The organism is Shewanella sp. BF02_Schw, from assembly GCF_014596695.2.
Taxonomy (GTDB): domain Bacteria; phylum Pseudomonadota; class Gammaproteobacteria; order Enterobacterales; family Shewanellaceae; genus Shewanella.
The window spans coordinates 575,194-592,837 of the sequence record NZ_JABKAW020000003.1 but is presented as its reverse complement, the minus strand read 5'-3'; the positions used below and the strand labels follow the sequence as shown (position 1 = coordinate 592,837).

The following is a 17,644-nucleotide window of genomic DNA, read 5'->3' as shown; positions in this document are numbered from 1 at the left end:
GATTTATGATGTTTAAAAGCTTATTTGAATCTAAAACCGTGATGGCATCTAGAATGAACGTATTACCTAAAATAGTGTTGTTATCTAAAGCGCGAGTGATTGCGTCTTTGGTTTTACTGAGTAGCCTATTAACCAGCCCAGTGTTTGCCGCTGATTATTCGGTGTTTCGCGAGCTAGATAGCCAGCATCCTCCTGGTAATGTGGCCGTGTCGTCTACAGGGCGAGTGTTCATGAGTAATCATCACTTTTACGGTGTTGATTCGAGAATTGTGGAGCTTAAAAAAGATGGCTCTATCGTTGATTATCCCAATACGGAATTTAATCAAAATCTTAATCCTGTTTTGGGCGTGGTAATTGATGAACAGGGTATTTTATGGATGCTTGAAACCGCTTCCGCTGATGGTGTCGGGCGACTTATCGGTTGGGATACTCAACAAAACAGCCTATACAAAACAATATCTTTAACTGCGTCAGTATTGCCCAGTAATTCATTTTTAAATGATCTTGCGGTCGATAGAAAGCACGAAACGGTTTATATCACCGATCCTGCTGGTGGCAGTAATGCGGCATTAATTGTGGTTGATTTAACGAGTGGCACAGCAAGACGAGTATTAGATGGCAGCGTTTATACCCGTCCCGAAGATGTTGATACGGTGATTAATGGCAATACTTTATCTATCGGTGGCCAGCCTATTCGTATAGGGGTTGATTCTCTGACCGTAGATCTGAACAACGAGTGGGTTTATTTTGGTGCATTGAGTGGTGAGAAGTTATATCGGGTGCACACTCAATATCTACTGGATGCTAAATTATCGGCCAATATGTTACGCAGCAAAGTGGAGTTTTATGCCAATAAACCGATTAGCGATGGCATCACCATTGATAATGGCGGCAACATTTATGTTACTGACATAAGCCATAATGCTGTCGGTTATATCGACACAGATCGTCAATATCATATTTTGTATCAAGATGATGACAAGTTCAGTTGGTCTGACGGCTTTTCTACTACGGCTGATGGTAAGTTGTTAGTTACGGTGAATAAGTTACATCAGTCTCCAGCGGTCAATAACCAGCAAGACAAAAGTGATGGTCGCTATTATATCATTCAGTTTGACGCATTAACCGAAACGACAGTTGGGCGTTAGAGTTTGATAATTTGAAGCAAGAACCTAGATGACTAGAGCGCTTCGCTGCTAGATACTATAAAAGCAAAAAACCTAGACGACTAGAGCGCTTCGCTGCTAGATGCTATAAAATCAAAAGCTTAGACTAGAGCGCTACGCTGCTAGATGCTATAAAAGCAAAAACCTAGATGACTAGAGCGCTTCGCTGCTAGATGCTATAAAAGCAAAAACCTAGACGACTAGAATGCTTCGCTGCTAGATGCTATAAAAGCAAAAACCTAGATGACTAGAGCGCTACGCTGCTAGATGCTATAAAAGCAAAAGCCTAGATGACTAGAGCGCTACGCTGCTAGATGCTATAAAAGCAAAAACCTAGACGACTAGAATGTTTCGCTGCTAGATGCTATAAAAGCAAAAACCTAGATGACGAGATCGCTACGCTGCTAGATGCTATAAAAGCAAAGCCTAGACGACTAGATTCTAGCTGACTCGGTTCTATAACATCTTAACAGCGCAGCGGTCCCTAGCAGGACGCAGTCCGCCCTAGAAGCGCAGCGCTCTAGAATCTAGGATCTAGGATCTAGGATCTAATCTTAACAGCTCACCTGTCCCTAGCAGGACGCAGTCCGCCCTAGAAGCGCAGCGCTCTAGAATCTAGAATCTAGCATCTAAGCTTAACAGCGCAGCTGTCCCTAGTAGGACGTAGTCCGTCCTAGAAGCGCAGCGCACTATCCGCGTAGCGGTCTAGATTAGTAATAAATTTTAGAAACACTATATTTTTCAGTGTCTAGCTTGTAAAAAACTATTTTGTCGTCCAAAGTTAATGCCTATGACACTTAACTAATGATAAAAATGACCAGACTATCTAGTTATAAAAATGCGCTTAAATTGGGTATTGGAGTATTTGCTTTTGGCTTAGTCATTAGTTTTGTTACTGCTTTAAGTGTTAAGAATCAAAATAACACCATCATTACTCAATCTCTCGAAACGGTATCTGAACAAGTTGCTAACAATATTATTGATCGTATCGTTTTATATCAATATGGTTTACGAGGTGCTCGAGGTGCCGTTTCCACTATCGGTGAAGACAAAATAACCCGCGAAATTTTTAGAAAATATAGCTTAACGCGTGATATTGAGAGTGAATTTCCTGGCGCTCGTGGGTTTGGTTATATCCGACGTGTTCCTGTAGCCGATGAAGCAGATTTTGTTGCCAAAGCTAAACTTGATGATTGGCCAGATTACAGTGTGCGTCAGCTTAATCCTCATGATGATGAACGGTATTTGATTGACTATATTGAACCCATTGAGCGTAATCTTGCTGCTGTCGGTTTGGATATATCCTCTGAGCAAAACCGCAAAAACGCCGCACAACAAGCGTATTTAACTGGTGAAGTGCGCTTAACGGGGCCGATCACGTTAGTGCAAGCAACAGGTAATCCGTTACAAGCCTTTCTCATTTTAATGCCCATTTACCGTACTGGTTTTACCCCATCAACCGAAGCATTAAGGGAGCAACAAGCTTTTGGCTGGAGTTATGCGCCATTAGTTGCCAATGAAGTGTTTGATAAGATCAGTTTATCCCGTCAGACTACAAAATTATTGATCAATGATGTGACTGATATTGAAAATAATGTCGTGTTTTATGAAACCCATGTAGATGATGTAAATCCGTTATCGGATTATTCAGTTACATTATATCGCGAAATATTTGGGCGTAAATGGCATGTATCGTTAGTAGCTTATCCCGAGTTTGTCAGTGGTTTACACTTAAGTTCACCTAATATTATGTTTAGTTATGGTGCGATTGTTAGTTTGTTATTGGGCGGGCTTATTGGTTTTTACGGCTACGCATTAGGTCGTAAGCGCCTAATTTTGGAAGATAATGAAAGACGTGCCAATATTTTAGAACATTCGCTTGATGCGATTATTAGTTTTGACTGTGATGGTGTTATTACCAGTTGGAATGATGGCGCAGTAACGATTTTTGGTTATGAAAAACATGAGGTTATTGGGCTCAAGAAAACAACGTTCATTGTTCCTAACGATGGATATGATGCAGAAGCTGAAAAGTTTAATCAGGTCCTTAGCGGTAAATCGTTATTAAACTTTGTTAGCCAACATAAACGAAAAGACAATGCACTACTGTCGACGTCGATGACCTCATTGGCTATTTATAATGAATTTGGCAAAATAATCGGCGTTAGCCAGACTATTCGAGATATTACGGTACAGCTGAATGCTGAAAAGCAAATTTTAAATATTAACGCCAACCTTGAACGTAAAGTTACCGAGCGGACTCAGGCGTTACAGCAAGCACTGTCAGAAAATAAAACCTTACTTGATAATATTAACCAGCAGCTGCTTTATTCTGAAACGGATAAAGACGGCGTTATCTTGGGGGTAAATGATTATTTCTGTTTAGCATCTGGATTTACTCGTGAACAAATGATCGGTCAGAAGCATTCAATTTTGAAATCTAACCAGCATGATGATGCCTTTTGGGCCAATATGTGGCAAACCATTAATGCTGGTAAAACATGGCATGATGAAGTGTGTAACCATGATAGTCAGGGTAATGTTAAGTGGTTTGATACGGTCATTGCGCCTGTGATGGATGCGGACGATAACCTTGAACGCTGCTTTGCACTGCGAATTGATATTACTGAACGTAAGAATACCCAGCTTGAAAAGAATGAACTGGCTTCCTTACTTACCAATGTGCTTGCAGCTGCATCAGAAATAGCCATTATTTCCACCGATAATAACGGTATTATTAATATTTTTAATCGCGGTGCCGAGTTATTACTTGGCTATCAAGCTGAAGAGATAGTGGGTAAGCAAAGCCCTGCAATATGGCATTTACCTTCAGAGATCCGTGAACGCAGTAAACAGTTAACCAAAGAATTTGGCGAAGATATTATTGCTTTTGACGTGTTTGTGTATAAACCAAGAGTACAAGGGCCTGAAACGCGTACTTGGACGTATGTCCGCAAAGATTTCTCTCAATGCCAAGTGTCGTTGTCGGTATCCGCTATGCGCGATCAAAATGGAGAGATAATTGGGTATTTAGGGGTAGCGGTTAATATTGATGTGATGCTTCAACAACAAGAAGAACTAGTATCAGCCAGTAACCAACTGTCTAAAGCGGCTGAGGTGGCTGAGTTAGGCATTTGGAATTTAGATTTTCACACTAATCGTTTGCAATGGAACGATCGTATGTTTGCCATGTACGATTATCCATTAGCGCTTACGGAAGAGGAATTAAGTTACCAACATTGGCAAAAACGGGTCCATCCAGATGATCTTGCTATGGCTGAACTTGCTTTAAAACAAGCCATTGACTTAAACCTTCCTTACGATCCTACTTTTAGGATCATTACCAGTACGAATCAGATCCGCTATATTCATGCTGGTGCCCATATTAGTTACGATAAATCAGGTAAACCGGTGCGTGTGGTCGGGATTAACCGCGACATTACTGAGCAACGCGAGTTAGAGCAAACCTTGCGGTTAGCGAAACAAGCTTCAGATGCAGCCAGTGCAGCTAAATCTCAATTTTTAGCGAATATGAGTCATGAAATCCGTACTCCAATGAATGCTGTATTAGGCATGCTACAACTTATTCAACATTCTGATATGAGTCGTCAGCAAGCTGATTATGTTTCTAAGGCTGAAATAGCTGCGAAGTCATTATTAGGGCTGTTAAATGATATTTTAGACTTTTCTAAAATTGATGCTGGTAAGTTAGAACTTGATTTGCATCCGTTTCAACTGGAAACGTTAATGCGTGAGCTAGCGGTGATGCTAGCAACCAATGTACACAGTAAAAATTTAGAAGTTATTTTTGATTTAGATCCTGCCATTCCATACCTTATTGAAGGTGATGAACTTCGTTTGCGCCAAGTGTTGTTAAACCTTGCGGGTAATGCGATTAAATTTACCTCAGAAGGTCATGTTATTGTCAGTGTACACTGCAATGAATGTATTGCTAACCAAGCGAATTTAACCATTTCGATTACCGATACGGGTATCGGAATCAGTCCTGAACAAGGAAGTAAAATTTTCCAAGGTTTTGTCCAAGCAGAGTCTTCTACGTCAAGACGATTCGGCGGTACAGGATTGGGATTAGCAATCACTAAACGTTTAGTTGAGTTAATGGGCGGTGAATTAACGTTATCGAGTCATGTTGGCAAGGGCAGTCGCTTTTGGTTTGATTTGACGTTTAATATTGTTGAAATAAAGAATAACGATTTAGATATCGACTTACAGGGTAAGAATATTCTGATTGTTGATGACAGTAAGATGAGCCGTAAAATTTTATCCAAAACCTTAATGGTCCATGGTGCTTATGTTAATGAGGCTCATAACGGCAAGCAGGCTATCAATCTTATTGATCAAAGCTTAAATGCTAGCAATCATTATGATGTGATTATTATGGATTGGCGCATGCCTGATAAGAATGGCTTAGAAACCGCCAATCATATTCAAGCGATGTTTCCGGCAGGTAAAGCTCCGGCCATTATTATGCTGACCGCGTATGGTGCAGAGGTGATGGAACAAACTAAACAATATCGCCAACAGCCTTTTGTGAGTATGTTGACCAAACCTGTGACGGCGAACTTGATGCTCGAGTCGGTTTACCGAGCTATTCATGGCTTAGAACAGCCAATACAATCTAGAAAAATAACTAATTTAGCATTAAAAGGTGCCAGGGTTCTGGTGGTTGAGGATAATCAGCTTAATCGCCAAGTTATTGATGAATTATTACGTCTACAAGGTGCGATTGTTACATTGGCTAAAGACGGTATTGAGGGTGTTGATTGGGTCACTAAGTCAAATAATCAATTTGATATTGTTATTATGGACATGCAAATGCCGGTAATGGATGGACTTGAAGCAACACGTATTATTCGTGCCGATGGCCGATTTAATGATGTACCTATTTTAGCGATGACGGCTAACGCATCGCTTGCCGATAAAACATTATGCCTAGAAGCGGGGATGAATGATCATATCGGTAAACCGATAGACATGACACTTTTGTTACCTTGTATACTTAACCTGCTAGGCCAAGATAATAGTGCTTATTATCATTCAACTGTTAATAATCCGCCTGTTGCGTTACCTGAGGTGCGTAATGATGGCGACGATGATGCGATTATCGAAAATCCTGATTCTATTTTACGTCGTTTTGGTGGTGAACTTGCCTTTTTCATTGATGTGAAACATCATTTTGCATCAGAAATGTCAGAGCAATTATCATTACTTACGCAAGCGTTTGCACTCGAAGATGACAATGCTATCAGTAGTATTGCCCATACAATTAAAGGCACTTCGAGCAATATTGGTGCTAAGCGGCTGGCAGCTTTTGCTGCCACACTAGAGCACAATATAAAAAATGCTGTTAATGTTGATTCAGATGCTTGTTTAAGCCAAATGCAAGGCCAGATAAATGATAGCCTGCATATGTTAGATACTCTATTTCCAGATGAAAGTGCTGTATTAACCAATCGCACACTTGATAATAGCGCTGTATTGCCGATACAAAGCATAGACGCGGATAAAACCGATCGATTAATGGAATTATTGGTTGATCAAAATTTAGATGCCATTGAGTACCTTGAGCGCCTGTTAAGCAACGTGGTGCCAGATAAACAGTGGTTAAGATTAAAAAACCAAGTGAGCCAACTTGAGTTCTTGGATGCTGTCGATACATTAAAATCGATAATTAAGGAGTGATGCGTGTTCATAGATGAGTATATTTCAGGTGCTGCGCCTGTTAGAGGTAAAATACTGTTAGTTGATGATCAAGTTGTGAACATCAAAATATTACATCAACTCTTGCAAGCGGATTACGACATTTATATGGCTCGCGATGGTCATCAAGCCATTGATATGTGTAAAAAAGTCAAACCAGATATCGTATTGTTAGATATTGAAATGCCGATGCTCAATGGATTTGATGTGTGTGCACATTTGAAACAAGATCCCGATACCGAAGATGTGGCGGTTATTTTTGTCACCGGTCATTTTGATGAAGTTAAAGAGGTTAAAGGATTTCAGTTAGGGGCAGTCGATTTTATTCATAAACCCATTAACCCGGTTATCACTAAAGCACGTATTAAAAATCAGATGATGTCTAAATCTCAAACTGATTTATTACGCTCTATTGCACTGTTAGATGGATTAACCGGTGTCGCTAACCGGCGTAAGTTTGATCAAGTGCTGCCTGTAAGTTGGTTACAATGTGCGCGTGAAAAACAGCCATTGACCATTATTTTATTGGATATCGATTTCTTTAAGCACTTTAATGATACTTATGGCCACACTGAAGGCGATACGTGCTTACGCATCGTTGCACAGAAGATACAAGACACCGTTAATCGTCCTTATGACTTAGTCGCGCGTTATGGTGGTGAAGAATTTATCTGCGTGCTACCAAACACCGATTTAATTGGCGGAACTTATGTGGCTCAGCAAATTGTTGACAGTATAGTGTCATTGAAAATAGCTCATTTAAATTCACCAATATCTGAATTTGTTACTGTAAGCGCTGGGGTTTCAACGGTAGTGCCAATGTATGATATGCCGAATAAAAATTTAGTTGAAGCGGCAGATAAACAATTGTACTTAGCCAAAGACCGTGGCAGAAATAGAGTGTTAGGTTGTTTAGCAGAATGAAACACCTAGATAACTAGTACGCTGCGCTGCTAGTACGCTTCGCGGCTAGATGCTATAAATGCAAAGGCTTAGAGCTTAGAGTCTAGACGACTAGAGCGCTGCGCTGCTATAAAACCAAAGGCCTAGATGACTAGAATCTAGTTCGCTTGATATCGCTTTTCATCGCTTGCTATCGATTTACATTTAACAGCTCAGCAGTCCTTAGCAGGACGCAGTCCGCCCTAGAAGCGTAGCGCTCTAGAACCTAGGATCTAAAATTTATGCCGATAACCTAATACATAAGCTATATCAGCACTGTTATCCATGTTTAAAAAGTTCTCAACCATAGTGAATTCGATGGCGCTGCTATTGAAGTAATAGCGATAACCTAACACCGCTTCATTAGAGGCTTCTGAGAAGTTTTTATCCCAACTCACCATGCCATCATAACGATGATATTCAGCTAACCAACCGTGCCTACCTCTACGATATTCGTAACCCAGCCCCAACATTAAGTAATGTGATTCGAAGGCATTTTGCGATAACGGTTCTGTATTGTGTAAGAAACTCATTCCTAAAGTCGAGTTCACATGGTGATTGCCATTGTGATAACCGTAATTGATTTGTACGCTTTGCTGGAAACTTTCATCAACAAATGGGCCTGAATCTACATACTTGTAGTACAAGGTTCCCCCGATGGAAATACCATGGTGTTCATTTTGCAGTAATTGATAGCCTAGGTATGCAGTAAGAGCATTATTGAGGGTTTCACCATTAAAGTTTTCAACATTGATATGGTATTTTTCTGAATGGATCTGACTTTGGTGTTTCGCTTGTTTATTACGACCATTTTGCTCAAATCCAAAAGCATCGTGAAACCACATTGTTAAGGAGTCTAAATGGTTATCACCGCTAAATTGCCAAGTGTATTTAGCATCAAACAATAAATCCTCAGTGATTTGCCATTTTAAGCCGCTGCTAATCGCATTTTGGTAGTAATCAGCTAATAACTCATCTGACTCTGACCAGACGCTGGCTGCATTGGCTGTGATGTACCATTCTTTTTGACCTTGGGGCAACGAAAAGCCAGATCGTAAAAGTGGGCTAAGATTAATAGATTGCATCGGTGATTGCGCATATACCTGTAACGGTCCGTAATCATTAAAACTGACTACTTGCGCTTTTGCAGGCAAGATCGTAAAAATACTCACAATGGATATCAGTTTAAGGTTGGTCTTCATCGCTATTCCCTGAGTTAACTGTCCAGTTAATCTATCTGTATCGGCTAATTACATAAATAAAATAAATACTCGTATCTGCCAATATTTAGTGGTGTTTGTTGATGAGGTTGTGCGCATTATGATGGTATGAGAACATAATTTAAATATCCAAAAGGAACACATTATGACGTTCAGTTATATCATCACTCCTATGCTAACAATAGTATTCACTGTTTAAGATAATGTTGGCTAATATTACTGAATATTTAAACGATTATTTTATTTGTAAAGTATTGATTATTATCTGATAGCAAGGTATAAAATTATTTATAGGCTCCTTGTGGATAATGAAATTAATATGATAGTGTTAATTTTGAATTGTTAATTCGAGTTTTATTTTGAGTTGTTGTTTGAATTGTTGTTTGAATTGTTGTTTGGATGCTGTTGCTGTACAGAAATATAGTTTCTTTAATGTGTTATTTGTGATAATGAGCTGCCAGTTTACTCAGTTTTTTAGTTGTATTTTTTAAGCGTTATTTCCCCAAAATGTGTAATGGATACGCATTAATAAAATGGATTTGTAATGAAAAAACTTTCTTTTCAATTTACGCAATCAATGTCCTTCGAACTATTTCTTAACCTTTATATTTCTGCAATACATCATCGATTAGTTTACTCAACAGTACCTTTTATCTCTGTTATTTATGACATTGTTATTGGCGAGAACGTTTTTTTCAGGATCACTTGCTGCAATATTAGCGATACAGTCCCTCACTGTTCGATGCTGGAGCTGTGATGGATTTCATTTGGTTGTTAGGTTTACTGGCCATCTATATTCCAATCCAAATGTGTATTGATACGTACATTGTGTATCGAACTGACGTACAACAAAAAGGTTGTGATTACCTGTTGGCATTTATTCCGTTGCTGACGTTTGCCTATCCAGAGCACTATTTGTATAGTTTTATCTCTTTAGCGCTCATTGTACTGTATGGCATATCACTGCGTTATTATGCTGCATTTAATGATTGGCTTGATTTTGATCAAGATCGTTTAGCTGGATTGTGTCTCGGTGGATTGGGGGTTGGTGGCATAATTATCACCGCGAGTTTGATTTACCAATTTGTACAGCATTAACCTAAGATAATGTAGGTTTGACAATTTTATCGCTGAATGGCGTTATGCTTGAGCGACAATTTTTTGATGAAGATTATCCCATTGTTCTGGGAATTTTCCATCTAACATATACACAAATGCAATCAATTCTGCGATTAAAAGATACAGCTCTTTAGGTACTTCATCACCTAATTCTAATAGCTGCAAAAACTCACTTAAGTGTGGATCTTGATGTATATGGATCCCCGCTTCTTTAGCGATTAATATCATCTCCTCGGCAACTAAGTCCTTACCCGTAGCAGTAATTTTAGGAGCACTTTTACCATCAAAACTGAGTGCAACTGCTTGCTGTATTTTTTTCGAGTCATCTTTCATTATGTTCTCTATTAAGCTCTGGTTTTGACTAAATAGTGATCGCCGGGTAATAACGTCGCTGGTATTTGGGCTAACTGTGTTGTGAGCTTACCTGGTGTAAAACCAATTTGTGTAATTTTATCTGACAGTGTTTGGTTAAAACGTTCTACTCTCGTAAGTAGCATTTGGTTGTTGCCTTTAAATTTGATATCAAGCACATCTGCCTGCTTATGAGCACAAATCAATAATGATCCTTGGGCTAAATTAAATTTGAGTTGTAGCTTCCATCCTGCTTTTTTATCTTTGTCTGAATCATTTTCTTGTTCAAATTTACCTTCAAACTGTTCATCACGTTGGTTGATTGAATAGGGGAGAGCAAAGTACCAAGTCATGGCTTGATTGGGATCGGTGCTTGCATGTTGGTACAGCGCAATACTGTTAGCCAATTGTGCCAAAGAGTCTGCCCCTCCTAACTTATCTAATGCGGCTAACAGACCTGAATTAGCACTGAGTTTACTCAAGGTCCGTTGTTGCAACTGCGCAAGGTGGGCCTGAAGTTTATCGCTGATCCCTGAGCCTGTTGATTTTGTTTTCACCCCTAATAACAACTGGAATAGAGTTGTGATAGCGCTACCAGAAAACAGAGGCGAGGGTTGTGAGTTAGTTGAGTGACCTAGCTGAGTGTGGGCAAGATTAAGCGCCGCTAAACTGTATAGCTCACTGCTGAGTAATGCTGGATCACTTAATGCACTTAATGGATGCGGGCTAATTTGTGGCAAATGCTTAAACAGTTCACTGGCCAGATTATGTGGGACTTGTTGGCTTAACTGCTGTTTTATTGGCATCGCGCCTGCTTTTGATAACGCTTTATTCAGCACTTCTATTGGTGCAGGGTCACCGTTCAATTTGTTTAATGCGTTGTTGTTGGATGCATTGTTGTTTAATGCGCTGTTGTTTAATGCATTATTGCTTGGTGGATTGCTCTTTGCACTATTGTCTATCGCAGAAGCGGTGTTTGCTTTGGGTGTGTTTTGTTCCGCTAATGATTTTGTCGATAACGATGTTTGCTCTACCGTGTTGGTAGCATTTTTGGCTAGATTGGCTTGCTGAGCCATATTGCTGGTGGTTTTAGTGAGATTCGATTCAGATGATAGTCCTGATGGATTAGGTTGTTGTGTTACCGGCCCCCCGGTTTTTACTGTAGCACTATCTTGGCCGATTTTGGCTGAAAAAGGCGTTAATTCAATAGGCGTTTTTTGTTGGGTATCGCTTCCTTTTACCGCATTATCAAGTGTAGGCAGTGGTGTTGACTCTAGCTTTTTTAGAAATTGGCTGAGGATTTGTGCTGGTTCATTTTTAGTGATGATGATGTTTGCTGCTTGAACAGACTGATCTGCTTGAGGCGTTGTGGTGAGTTTCGTTAAATTAACGGTTATTTCAGCAATGACTGGCGTGAGCGCAAGTTGCAATTGCTGATGCTGCACCACCACCTTAGCTAAATATTGGCCTGAGTTTAACGCGGTGTTTGGCGATAATTGGATGCTTGTGCCACCAGAAAAAGTTAATTTCCCTTGGTCTATTATCGCTGTAGGCAGAGGATAACCTTGAGTTCTGGTTGCCAGCGTTGCGAGTTGTTGTGTTGATACACCATTTTGCTTTGCCAGTTCCTCAAGACCTTGTGGTAAGGAAAGCTGAATGGGTTGTGCCAAAAGCACTAATTGAGTGGTAACTGTTTGGGCGGGTGATGTGGCCGTTGAGCCAGCAGAAGCCGTTGACATTACAGGGGTGGTAGCTTGGTTGTTGATGACTTCTGTTTGGACTACGGGGACATTTGCACTGGAAACGGCACGAGCCACAAGTTTAGCGTGATCGCTTGCTATAACGACTTGCGCTGTCTGTTGTAATAATTTTTGCAGTTCAGCGGTCTTGTTTAGTTGATATTGCTGATTTTCAATGGTGACGTCGAGTTGGGCGTTTGCTGGTGGTTGTAACACTTTGACGGGCAATAATACGGCTGCTAAATCTGATTTAGTGGTCGACGAGCTAGATACCGCGGATTTGTCATTTGAAGTTTTTGTTGGCAAAGAAGGACTATCGGTTTGAGTTTGTTTGCGCTCAGCCAACTTCTGCGGACTTGCATCTGCAGGTTTTATTGTGCCGGTATTGACCGTTTTTTGAGGGAGCGTTGTTGGTACAGCCATAGAAATCCTTTCAAACGAACATGTTTGTCTATTGAAATCAATCTACATGTCAGTGAACAATATTAACTACATTTACAATTTTTTGATTGATATTGTCAAATGGCACAGTATCCTTAGCTCCCTGTTACCTTATTAGGGTAACATATAGGGTTTTATTGCCATTACAGTGAATGATTGCTGATAACACAGACGTATGAGTAAGGCCTGACTGATAAATAGTGAATAATAACAGCCTTACACTTGCTTGCTAAATTATATCGACTTGAACAAAAATTGCTTTAATAAAAAAGACAAAAATAGCAGTTTGTTGAGTAGTACCTTTTGTCATTTTAAAGAGAATTATATGAAGTATAAATGGATATTACTTCAGGTGTTTGTTGCCGTTAGCATGCCCGTGTATGCCGAAGCAGAAGCACCTCAAGTTGCCACATCATCACGTCCTGCGGTCGAAATCAAATACAATGATCCTCGCGATCCATTTGAAGAAGTTAACCGCACAATGTGGGACTTTAACTATCTGTTTTTAGATCGGTATATTATTCGCCCAGTTGCCCATGGTTATAAAGACTATGTTCCTAATCCAGTCAGAACGGGTGTTAATAATTTTGTTTATAACCTAGAGGAACCTAGCTCTCTGGTGAATAATACCTTACAAGGAAAGTGGGGATGGGCTGCTAATGCCGGCGGTCGTTTTACGGTTAATACCACCATAGGTTTACTGGGTTTAGTCGATGTAGCTGACATGATGGGGATGCACCGTAAACAAGATGATTTCAACGAAGTGTTGGGTTATTACGGTACACCAAATGGCCCTTATTTTATGGCGCCGTTTTATGGCCCAATTGTGACAAGAGAAATCGCCTCTGACTGGGTGGATGGTCTATACTTTCCTTTATCTGAGCTAACGATGTGGCAGTCAGTATTAAAATGGGGTTTAAAAGGCTTGGATGCTCGTTCTAAAGCCATTGATCAAGAAAGATTATTAGACAATGCTCTTGATCCTTATGCTTTTGTAAAAGATGCCTATTTGCAGCATATGGATTACAAAGTTTTTGATGGTGATGTGCCATCTAGTCAAGCGGACGATGAGTTACTTGACGAATATTTAGATGAACTAGAATAGTCGAGGCATACAGGCACCTCGGCAGTGTAGTTTGCGAGGTTGTTGTATGGCGCTTACTGATGTCGAGATCCTCTTTGTTGAAGATGACCCGATATTTCGCCATGTCGTTGCTGATTTTTTGCAGAGGCAAGGTGCCCGGGTTCAACAAGCATGTAATGGCGATGAAGGCATAGCCCTTTTTTCCGATGCTATTTTTGATATTGTTATTGCAGACTTAAGCATGCCAGGCCTTCATGGTTTGTCGATGCTTAAACAAATGCAAGATATTAATCCTGCTATACCCGCTATTGTTATTTCTGGTAATGATGTGATGTCTGATGTTGTCGAAGCATTGCGCATTGGTGCCAGTGATTATCTGACTAAACCTATTGCTGATTTATTCATTATTGAGCAGGCAATCATACAAGCGATGATGTCAGCCGCTACGCCGATGAATGTTTCTGGTCAATCGCATTTACAAGAAATGAATGAGTTATCTTACCAAGAGCTTACCGATAACTTATCTTTACTTGAGCAAAATGCTCAAGCGGCCAAAAGTGTTCAGCAGCAGTTATTTCCTGCGTCGCATATCTATTATCCCAAAGCCGAAATCAATTACAGTCTATTTAAAAATAATGATGTTAGTGCTTACTTCATCGATTCTACAATGGTGGGGGAGCATCATTTAGTGATGTATATGGCACACTTTTCACCTGAGGATAATAGCGCCGCTTTTGGCTGTGTCTTATTGCGTAGTTTTATTAATCAAAAACTTAAGTTATTTAGAAATGGTTTAAGCAATACCTTAATCGAACCTAATAATATGTTGTCTTATCTTCATGAGCGTATGGTGAAGTCTGGGTTACATATTAATACCGATATTATTTATGTGTGCCTCGATTTGACCCGCTACCAGTTATCAATAGGGCAGTCTGGTAAAGGATTAAGGTGCTATTTACGTAACGGTAATGAGCTTACTCCTCTAGCATTGCCAGAATCAGCACCTCTTGGCAGTACCGTATGGGATAAGCCGAGTATGCAAACTAGAACCTTGTTACTGGATGAACAAATTTGTATCGGCACACATTTTTATGAGCATAAACAACAACTGCTTGATAACCGTTTTACAGGATTGGTTTATCAATCCGATATCAAAGCAGGTGGCTTTATGCAGTTAGCGTGTCGCTGATCATTGTTTAAGTCTATCTAGACACTAGAAACCTAGAGCGCTGCGCTGCTAGGACGCTTCGCGGCTAGAGGCTATAAAAGCAAACTGCATAGCGAAGCGACTTTAGCAGGACGAAGTCAGCTCTAGCAGCGAAGTGAACCTAGCAGGATGAAGTCAGCTCTAGCCGCGAAGCGATCCTAGCAGGACGAAGTCCGCTCTAGCAGCGAAGCGATTCTAGCAGAACACAGTCCGTTCTAGCAGCGAAGCGACTTTAGAAGGACACAGTCCGTTCTAGCAGCGAAGCGATCCTAGCAGGATGAAGTCAGCTCTAGCAGCGAAGCGATTCTAGCAGGACGAAGTCCGTTCTAGTAGCGAAGCGAACCTAGCAGGACACAGTCCGTTCTAGCAGCGAAGTGAACCTAGCAGGATGAAGTCAGCTCTAGCAGCGAAGCGATTCTAGCAGGACGAAGTCCGCTCTAGCAGCGAAACGACTCTAGCAGGACGAAGTCCGCTCTAGCAGCGAAGCGACTCTAGCAGGACGAAGTCCGTTCTAGCAGCGAAGCGACTTTAGCAGGACGAAGTCAGCTCTAGCAGCGAAGTGAACCTAGCAGGATGATGTGGGTATATAAAAAATCCCCTCACAAGTGAAACTTGGAGGGGATTTTATTAAGAATAACAATTACATCAAAACCAATTAACGTTGAATTCCTTCGTGTTCGGCCGTGACTGCAATTTCTTCTTCTAATACTTCTTCTTCAGTCTCATTTTTGTTTTCTGCACCGTGCATCCAGTCAACTAATTTATCTGACATTAGGTATAAAATAATACCTGAGACGACCGCAGTAATACCAATGCCGGCAAAAATTGCCATTGCGTTAGCGAGTTGTTCTTCGACTTCGCCGCCATGGCCAATCAATGAACCGACTAGGCCACCAATTTTGTTTGCAGCAGCAATAAATAGGAACCATGCACCCATCATTAATGATGCAATACGCAGTGGAGCCAGTTTAGTGACCATCGATAAACCAATTGGTGATAAACATAATTCACCCATGGTGTGGAAGAAGTAAGCTCCTACTAACCACCACATGCTTGATTTAACTGAAGCGTCGCCACCCATTTCGAACACTGCGCCCATCATGAATAAGAAACCAATGGCCAGTAAGAATAAACCTAACGCAAATTTAACGGGTGAGTTAGGTTCATTTTTACCTAAGCGGATCCAAATAGAGGCAATCACTGGGGCAAAAACAACAATAAAGATAGCATTGAGTGATTGGAAGTAAGTGGTCGGTACTTCCCACGAGCCAATCATACGATCGGTGAAATTGTTGGTGAACAAGTTCATTAATCCGCCTGCTTGTTCGAAGCCAGCCCAGAAAATAATGGTGAATAACCCCATTACCATAATGACTTTAATACGGTCACGTTCAATCTTAGTTAGTGGTTCACTTCTGGTTTCACCTCTCGCTGCATTTTTTCTTTGTTCTACTTTAGCTGCCGGTTCGGTACCGATGTCGCCAAGTAATTTTTGAGCAAAGAAAAATTGAATAATCAACGATAAAATCATACCAACACCGGCGCAGAAGAAACCTGCTTGCCAGTTATTGATAAACACGTCTTCACCACCAATAACCACTTCATGACCAAATGAAGTGTAAGCCCAAGCAACGATAAAGCCTGACAAGGCTGCACCTAAGTTGATGCCCATGTAAAATATGGTAAATGCGCCATCACGACGGTGATCACCAGCAGGGTATAAATCACCTACCATTGTGGAGATATTTGGTTTAAATAGGCCGTTACCTATAATTAGCGTCCCTAAACCAATATAAAACATAGTGGTTTCTAAACCCGGCATCCAGCTATGTGGTGCTGCAAGCGTAAATTGACCCGCTGCCATTAAGAAGCCACCAATATAAATGGCTTTACGTTGACCCAATACGTTATCTGCTAGCCAGCCACCAATTAATGGTGTTAAGTAAACTAAACCGGTAAAAGTACCATATAGAGATAATGCGTCTGCTTGGCTCCAGCCTAAACCACCACCTGCTTCATTGCTTTGCACTTTATCTACCAAATAAAGTACTAAAATTGCACGCATTGCGTAATAGCTAAAGCGTTCCCATAGTTCTGTTGTAAAAAGCAAGAACAGCCCCTTAGGGTGTCCAAACAATGTACCTTGTGGTTTTGCGTCACTCATTAAGTCTTCCACCTTAAGCTTGTGATTGCCTGTGAGAAAATATCGTCACAGAAATAATTGTTTGCAAGAGTTGTCTATGATTGCCTTATCAACTAACACTTGAAATAACGGGTGTTTGACCGTGATGAAGCAATACTGAGCAACTTTATTGTTTATTTTTTATATTAAATAATGTCAGTTTGACGCTGAATGCTAACCAAACATCAAAAAGCTAACCTTATATACCCTTTTCATGCCGGCAAAGTCAATGTTAATGCGGGGAACAGAGAGGTTAAGCTTGTTATAAAATGTGTCAATACAAACAATCAACTATCAGTAATGTTAGTTGTTTGTATTGCTTTTGTTGCAAAGTTAGCTGGAAATTAATAAGGTTTTCTGGCATCGAGCCGATACCTATATCACGCTTAAGTGACATTTTAGTTAAGCATGATGGTGCAAGGTGTTGATTATAAAGTGTTGTCTTTTAATTTAAGCGATAAACAGTTAAAAT

10 protein-coding genes are annotated in these 17,644 nt (G+C 40.4%); 6 read left to right on the top strand and 4 right to left on the bottom strand.

The genetic code is table 11. The annotated features are described in order from the left end of the window. Window positions 1–5 precede the first annotated feature (5 nt). From HNW13_RS15135 to HNW13_RS15125, 3 genes are all read left to right on the top strand, one after another. The gene (locus HNW13_RS15135; RefSeq protein WP_192116275.1) at window positions 6–1,148 is read left to right on the top strand and encodes an L-dopachrome tautomerase-related protein; all 1,143 of its coding nucleotides are present in this window, start codon (window positions 6–8) and stop codon (window positions 1,146–1,148) included. Window positions 1,149–1,970: 822 nt separating this feature from the next. Continuing rightward, window positions 1,971–6,869 carry a PAS domain S-box protein gene (locus HNW13_RS15130; RefSeq protein ID WP_192116276.1) on the top strand — a complete coding sequence of 1,633 codons (4,899 nt, stop codon included), beginning with the start codon at window positions 1,971–1,973 and terminating at the stop codon, window positions 6,867–6,869. Between the two features lie 3 nt (window positions 6,870–6,872). Then, the gene (locus tag HNW13_RS15125; RefSeq protein ID WP_162023602.1) at window positions 6,873–7,811 is read left to right on the top strand and encodes a diguanylate cyclase; all 939 of its coding nucleotides are present in this window, start codon (window positions 6,873–6,875) and stop codon (window positions 7,809–7,811) included. Between the two features lie 251 nt (window positions 7,812–8,062). Here HNW13_RS15125 and HNW13_RS15120 read toward each other — a convergent pair whose 3' ends face one another. After that, window positions 8,063–9,031 (bottom strand): DUF3187 family protein, encoded by a 969-nt coding sequence (locus HNW13_RS15120; RefSeq protein ID WP_192116277.1) that lies wholly within the window; start codon window positions 9,029–9,031, stop codon window positions 8,063–8,065. 774 nt (window positions 9,032–9,805) lie between these two features. Here HNW13_RS15120 and HNW13_RS15115 point away from each other — a divergent pair. Further along, on the top strand, window positions 9,806–10,147 hold the full coding sequence (locus HNW13_RS15115) for a hypothetical protein (RefSeq protein WP_101086466.1): 342 nt from the start codon (window positions 9,806–9,808) through the stop codon (window positions 10,145–10,147). Between the two features lie 42 nt (window positions 10,148–10,189). Here HNW13_RS15115 and HNW13_RS15110 read toward each other — a convergent pair whose 3' ends face one another. Together HNW13_RS15110 and HNW13_RS15105 are read right to left on the bottom strand one after the other, a co-directional pair. Next, window positions 10,190–10,501 carry an EscU/YscU/HrcU family type III secretion system export apparatus switch protein gene (locus HNW13_RS15110; protein WP_041413136.1) on the bottom strand — a complete coding sequence of 104 codons (312 nt, stop codon included), beginning with the start codon at window positions 10,499–10,501 and terminating at the stop codon, window positions 10,190–10,192. Window positions 10,502–10,512: 11 nt separating this feature from the next. Then, complete coding sequence (locus HNW13_RS15105) at window positions 10,513–12,681, bottom strand: hypothetical protein (protein ID WP_192116278.1); 2,169 nt, start codon at window positions 12,679–12,681, stop codon at window positions 10,513–10,515. Between the two features lie 343 nt (window positions 12,682–13,024). Between HNW13_RS15105 and HNW13_RS15100 the strand changes: the two genes are divergently transcribed. Beyond that, on the top strand, window positions 13,025–13,804 hold the full coding sequence (locus HNW13_RS15100) for a VacJ family lipoprotein (protein WP_101086468.1): 780 nt from the start codon (window positions 13,025–13,027) through the stop codon (window positions 13,802–13,804). 46 nt (window positions 13,805–13,850) lie between these two features. Continuing rightward, window positions 13,851–14,972, top strand: coding sequence for a response regulator (locus tag HNW13_RS15095; protein ID WP_101086469.1), 1,122 nt, complete (start codon window positions 13,851–13,853; stop codon window positions 14,970–14,972). Between the two features lie 673 nt (window positions 14,973–15,645). Here the strand turns inward: HNW13_RS15095 and HNW13_RS15090 are convergent. Beyond that, the gene (locus HNW13_RS15090; RefSeq protein ID WP_101086470.1) at window positions 15,646–17,154 is read right to left on the bottom strand and encodes a peptide MFS transporter; all 1,509 of its coding nucleotides are present in this window, start codon (window positions 17,152–17,154) and stop codon (window positions 15,646–15,648) included. Between the last annotated feature and the right edge of the window lie 490 nt (window positions 17,155–17,644).

Coding starts and splice junctions, on each gene's coding strand:
- HNW13_RS15135 (WP_192116275.1), top strand. CDS start 6: ATGATGTTTAAAAGCTTATTTGAATCTAAAACCGTGATGGCATCTAGA.
- HNW13_RS15130 (WP_192116276.1), top strand. CDS start 1,971: ATGATAAAAATGACCAGACTATCTAGTTATAAAAATGCGCTTAAATTG.
- HNW13_RS15120 (WP_192116277.1), bottom strand. CDS start 9,031: ATGAAGACCAACCTTAAACTGATATCCATTGTGAGTATTTTTACGATC.
- HNW13_RS15115 (WP_101086466.1), top strand. CDS start 9,806: ATGGATTTCATTTGGTTGTTAGGTTTACTGGCCATCTATATTCCAATC.
- HNW13_RS15110 (WP_041413136.1), bottom strand. CDS start 10,501: ATGAAAGATGACTCGAAAAAAATACAGCAAGCAGTTGCACTCAGTTTT.
- HNW13_RS15105 (WP_192116278.1), bottom strand. CDS start 12,681: ATGGCTGTACCAACAACGCTCCCTCAAAAAACGGTCAATACCGGCACA.
- HNW13_RS15100 (WP_101086468.1), top strand. CDS start 13,025: ATGAAGTATAAATGGATATTACTTCAGGTGTTTGTTGCCGTTAGCATG.
- HNW13_RS15095 (WP_101086469.1), top strand. CDS start 13,851: ATGGCGCTTACTGATGTCGAGATCCTCTTTGTTGAAGATGACCCGATA.
- HNW13_RS15090 (WP_101086470.1), bottom strand. CDS start 17,154: ATGAGTGACGCAAAACCACAAGGTACATTGTTTGGACACCCTAAGGGG.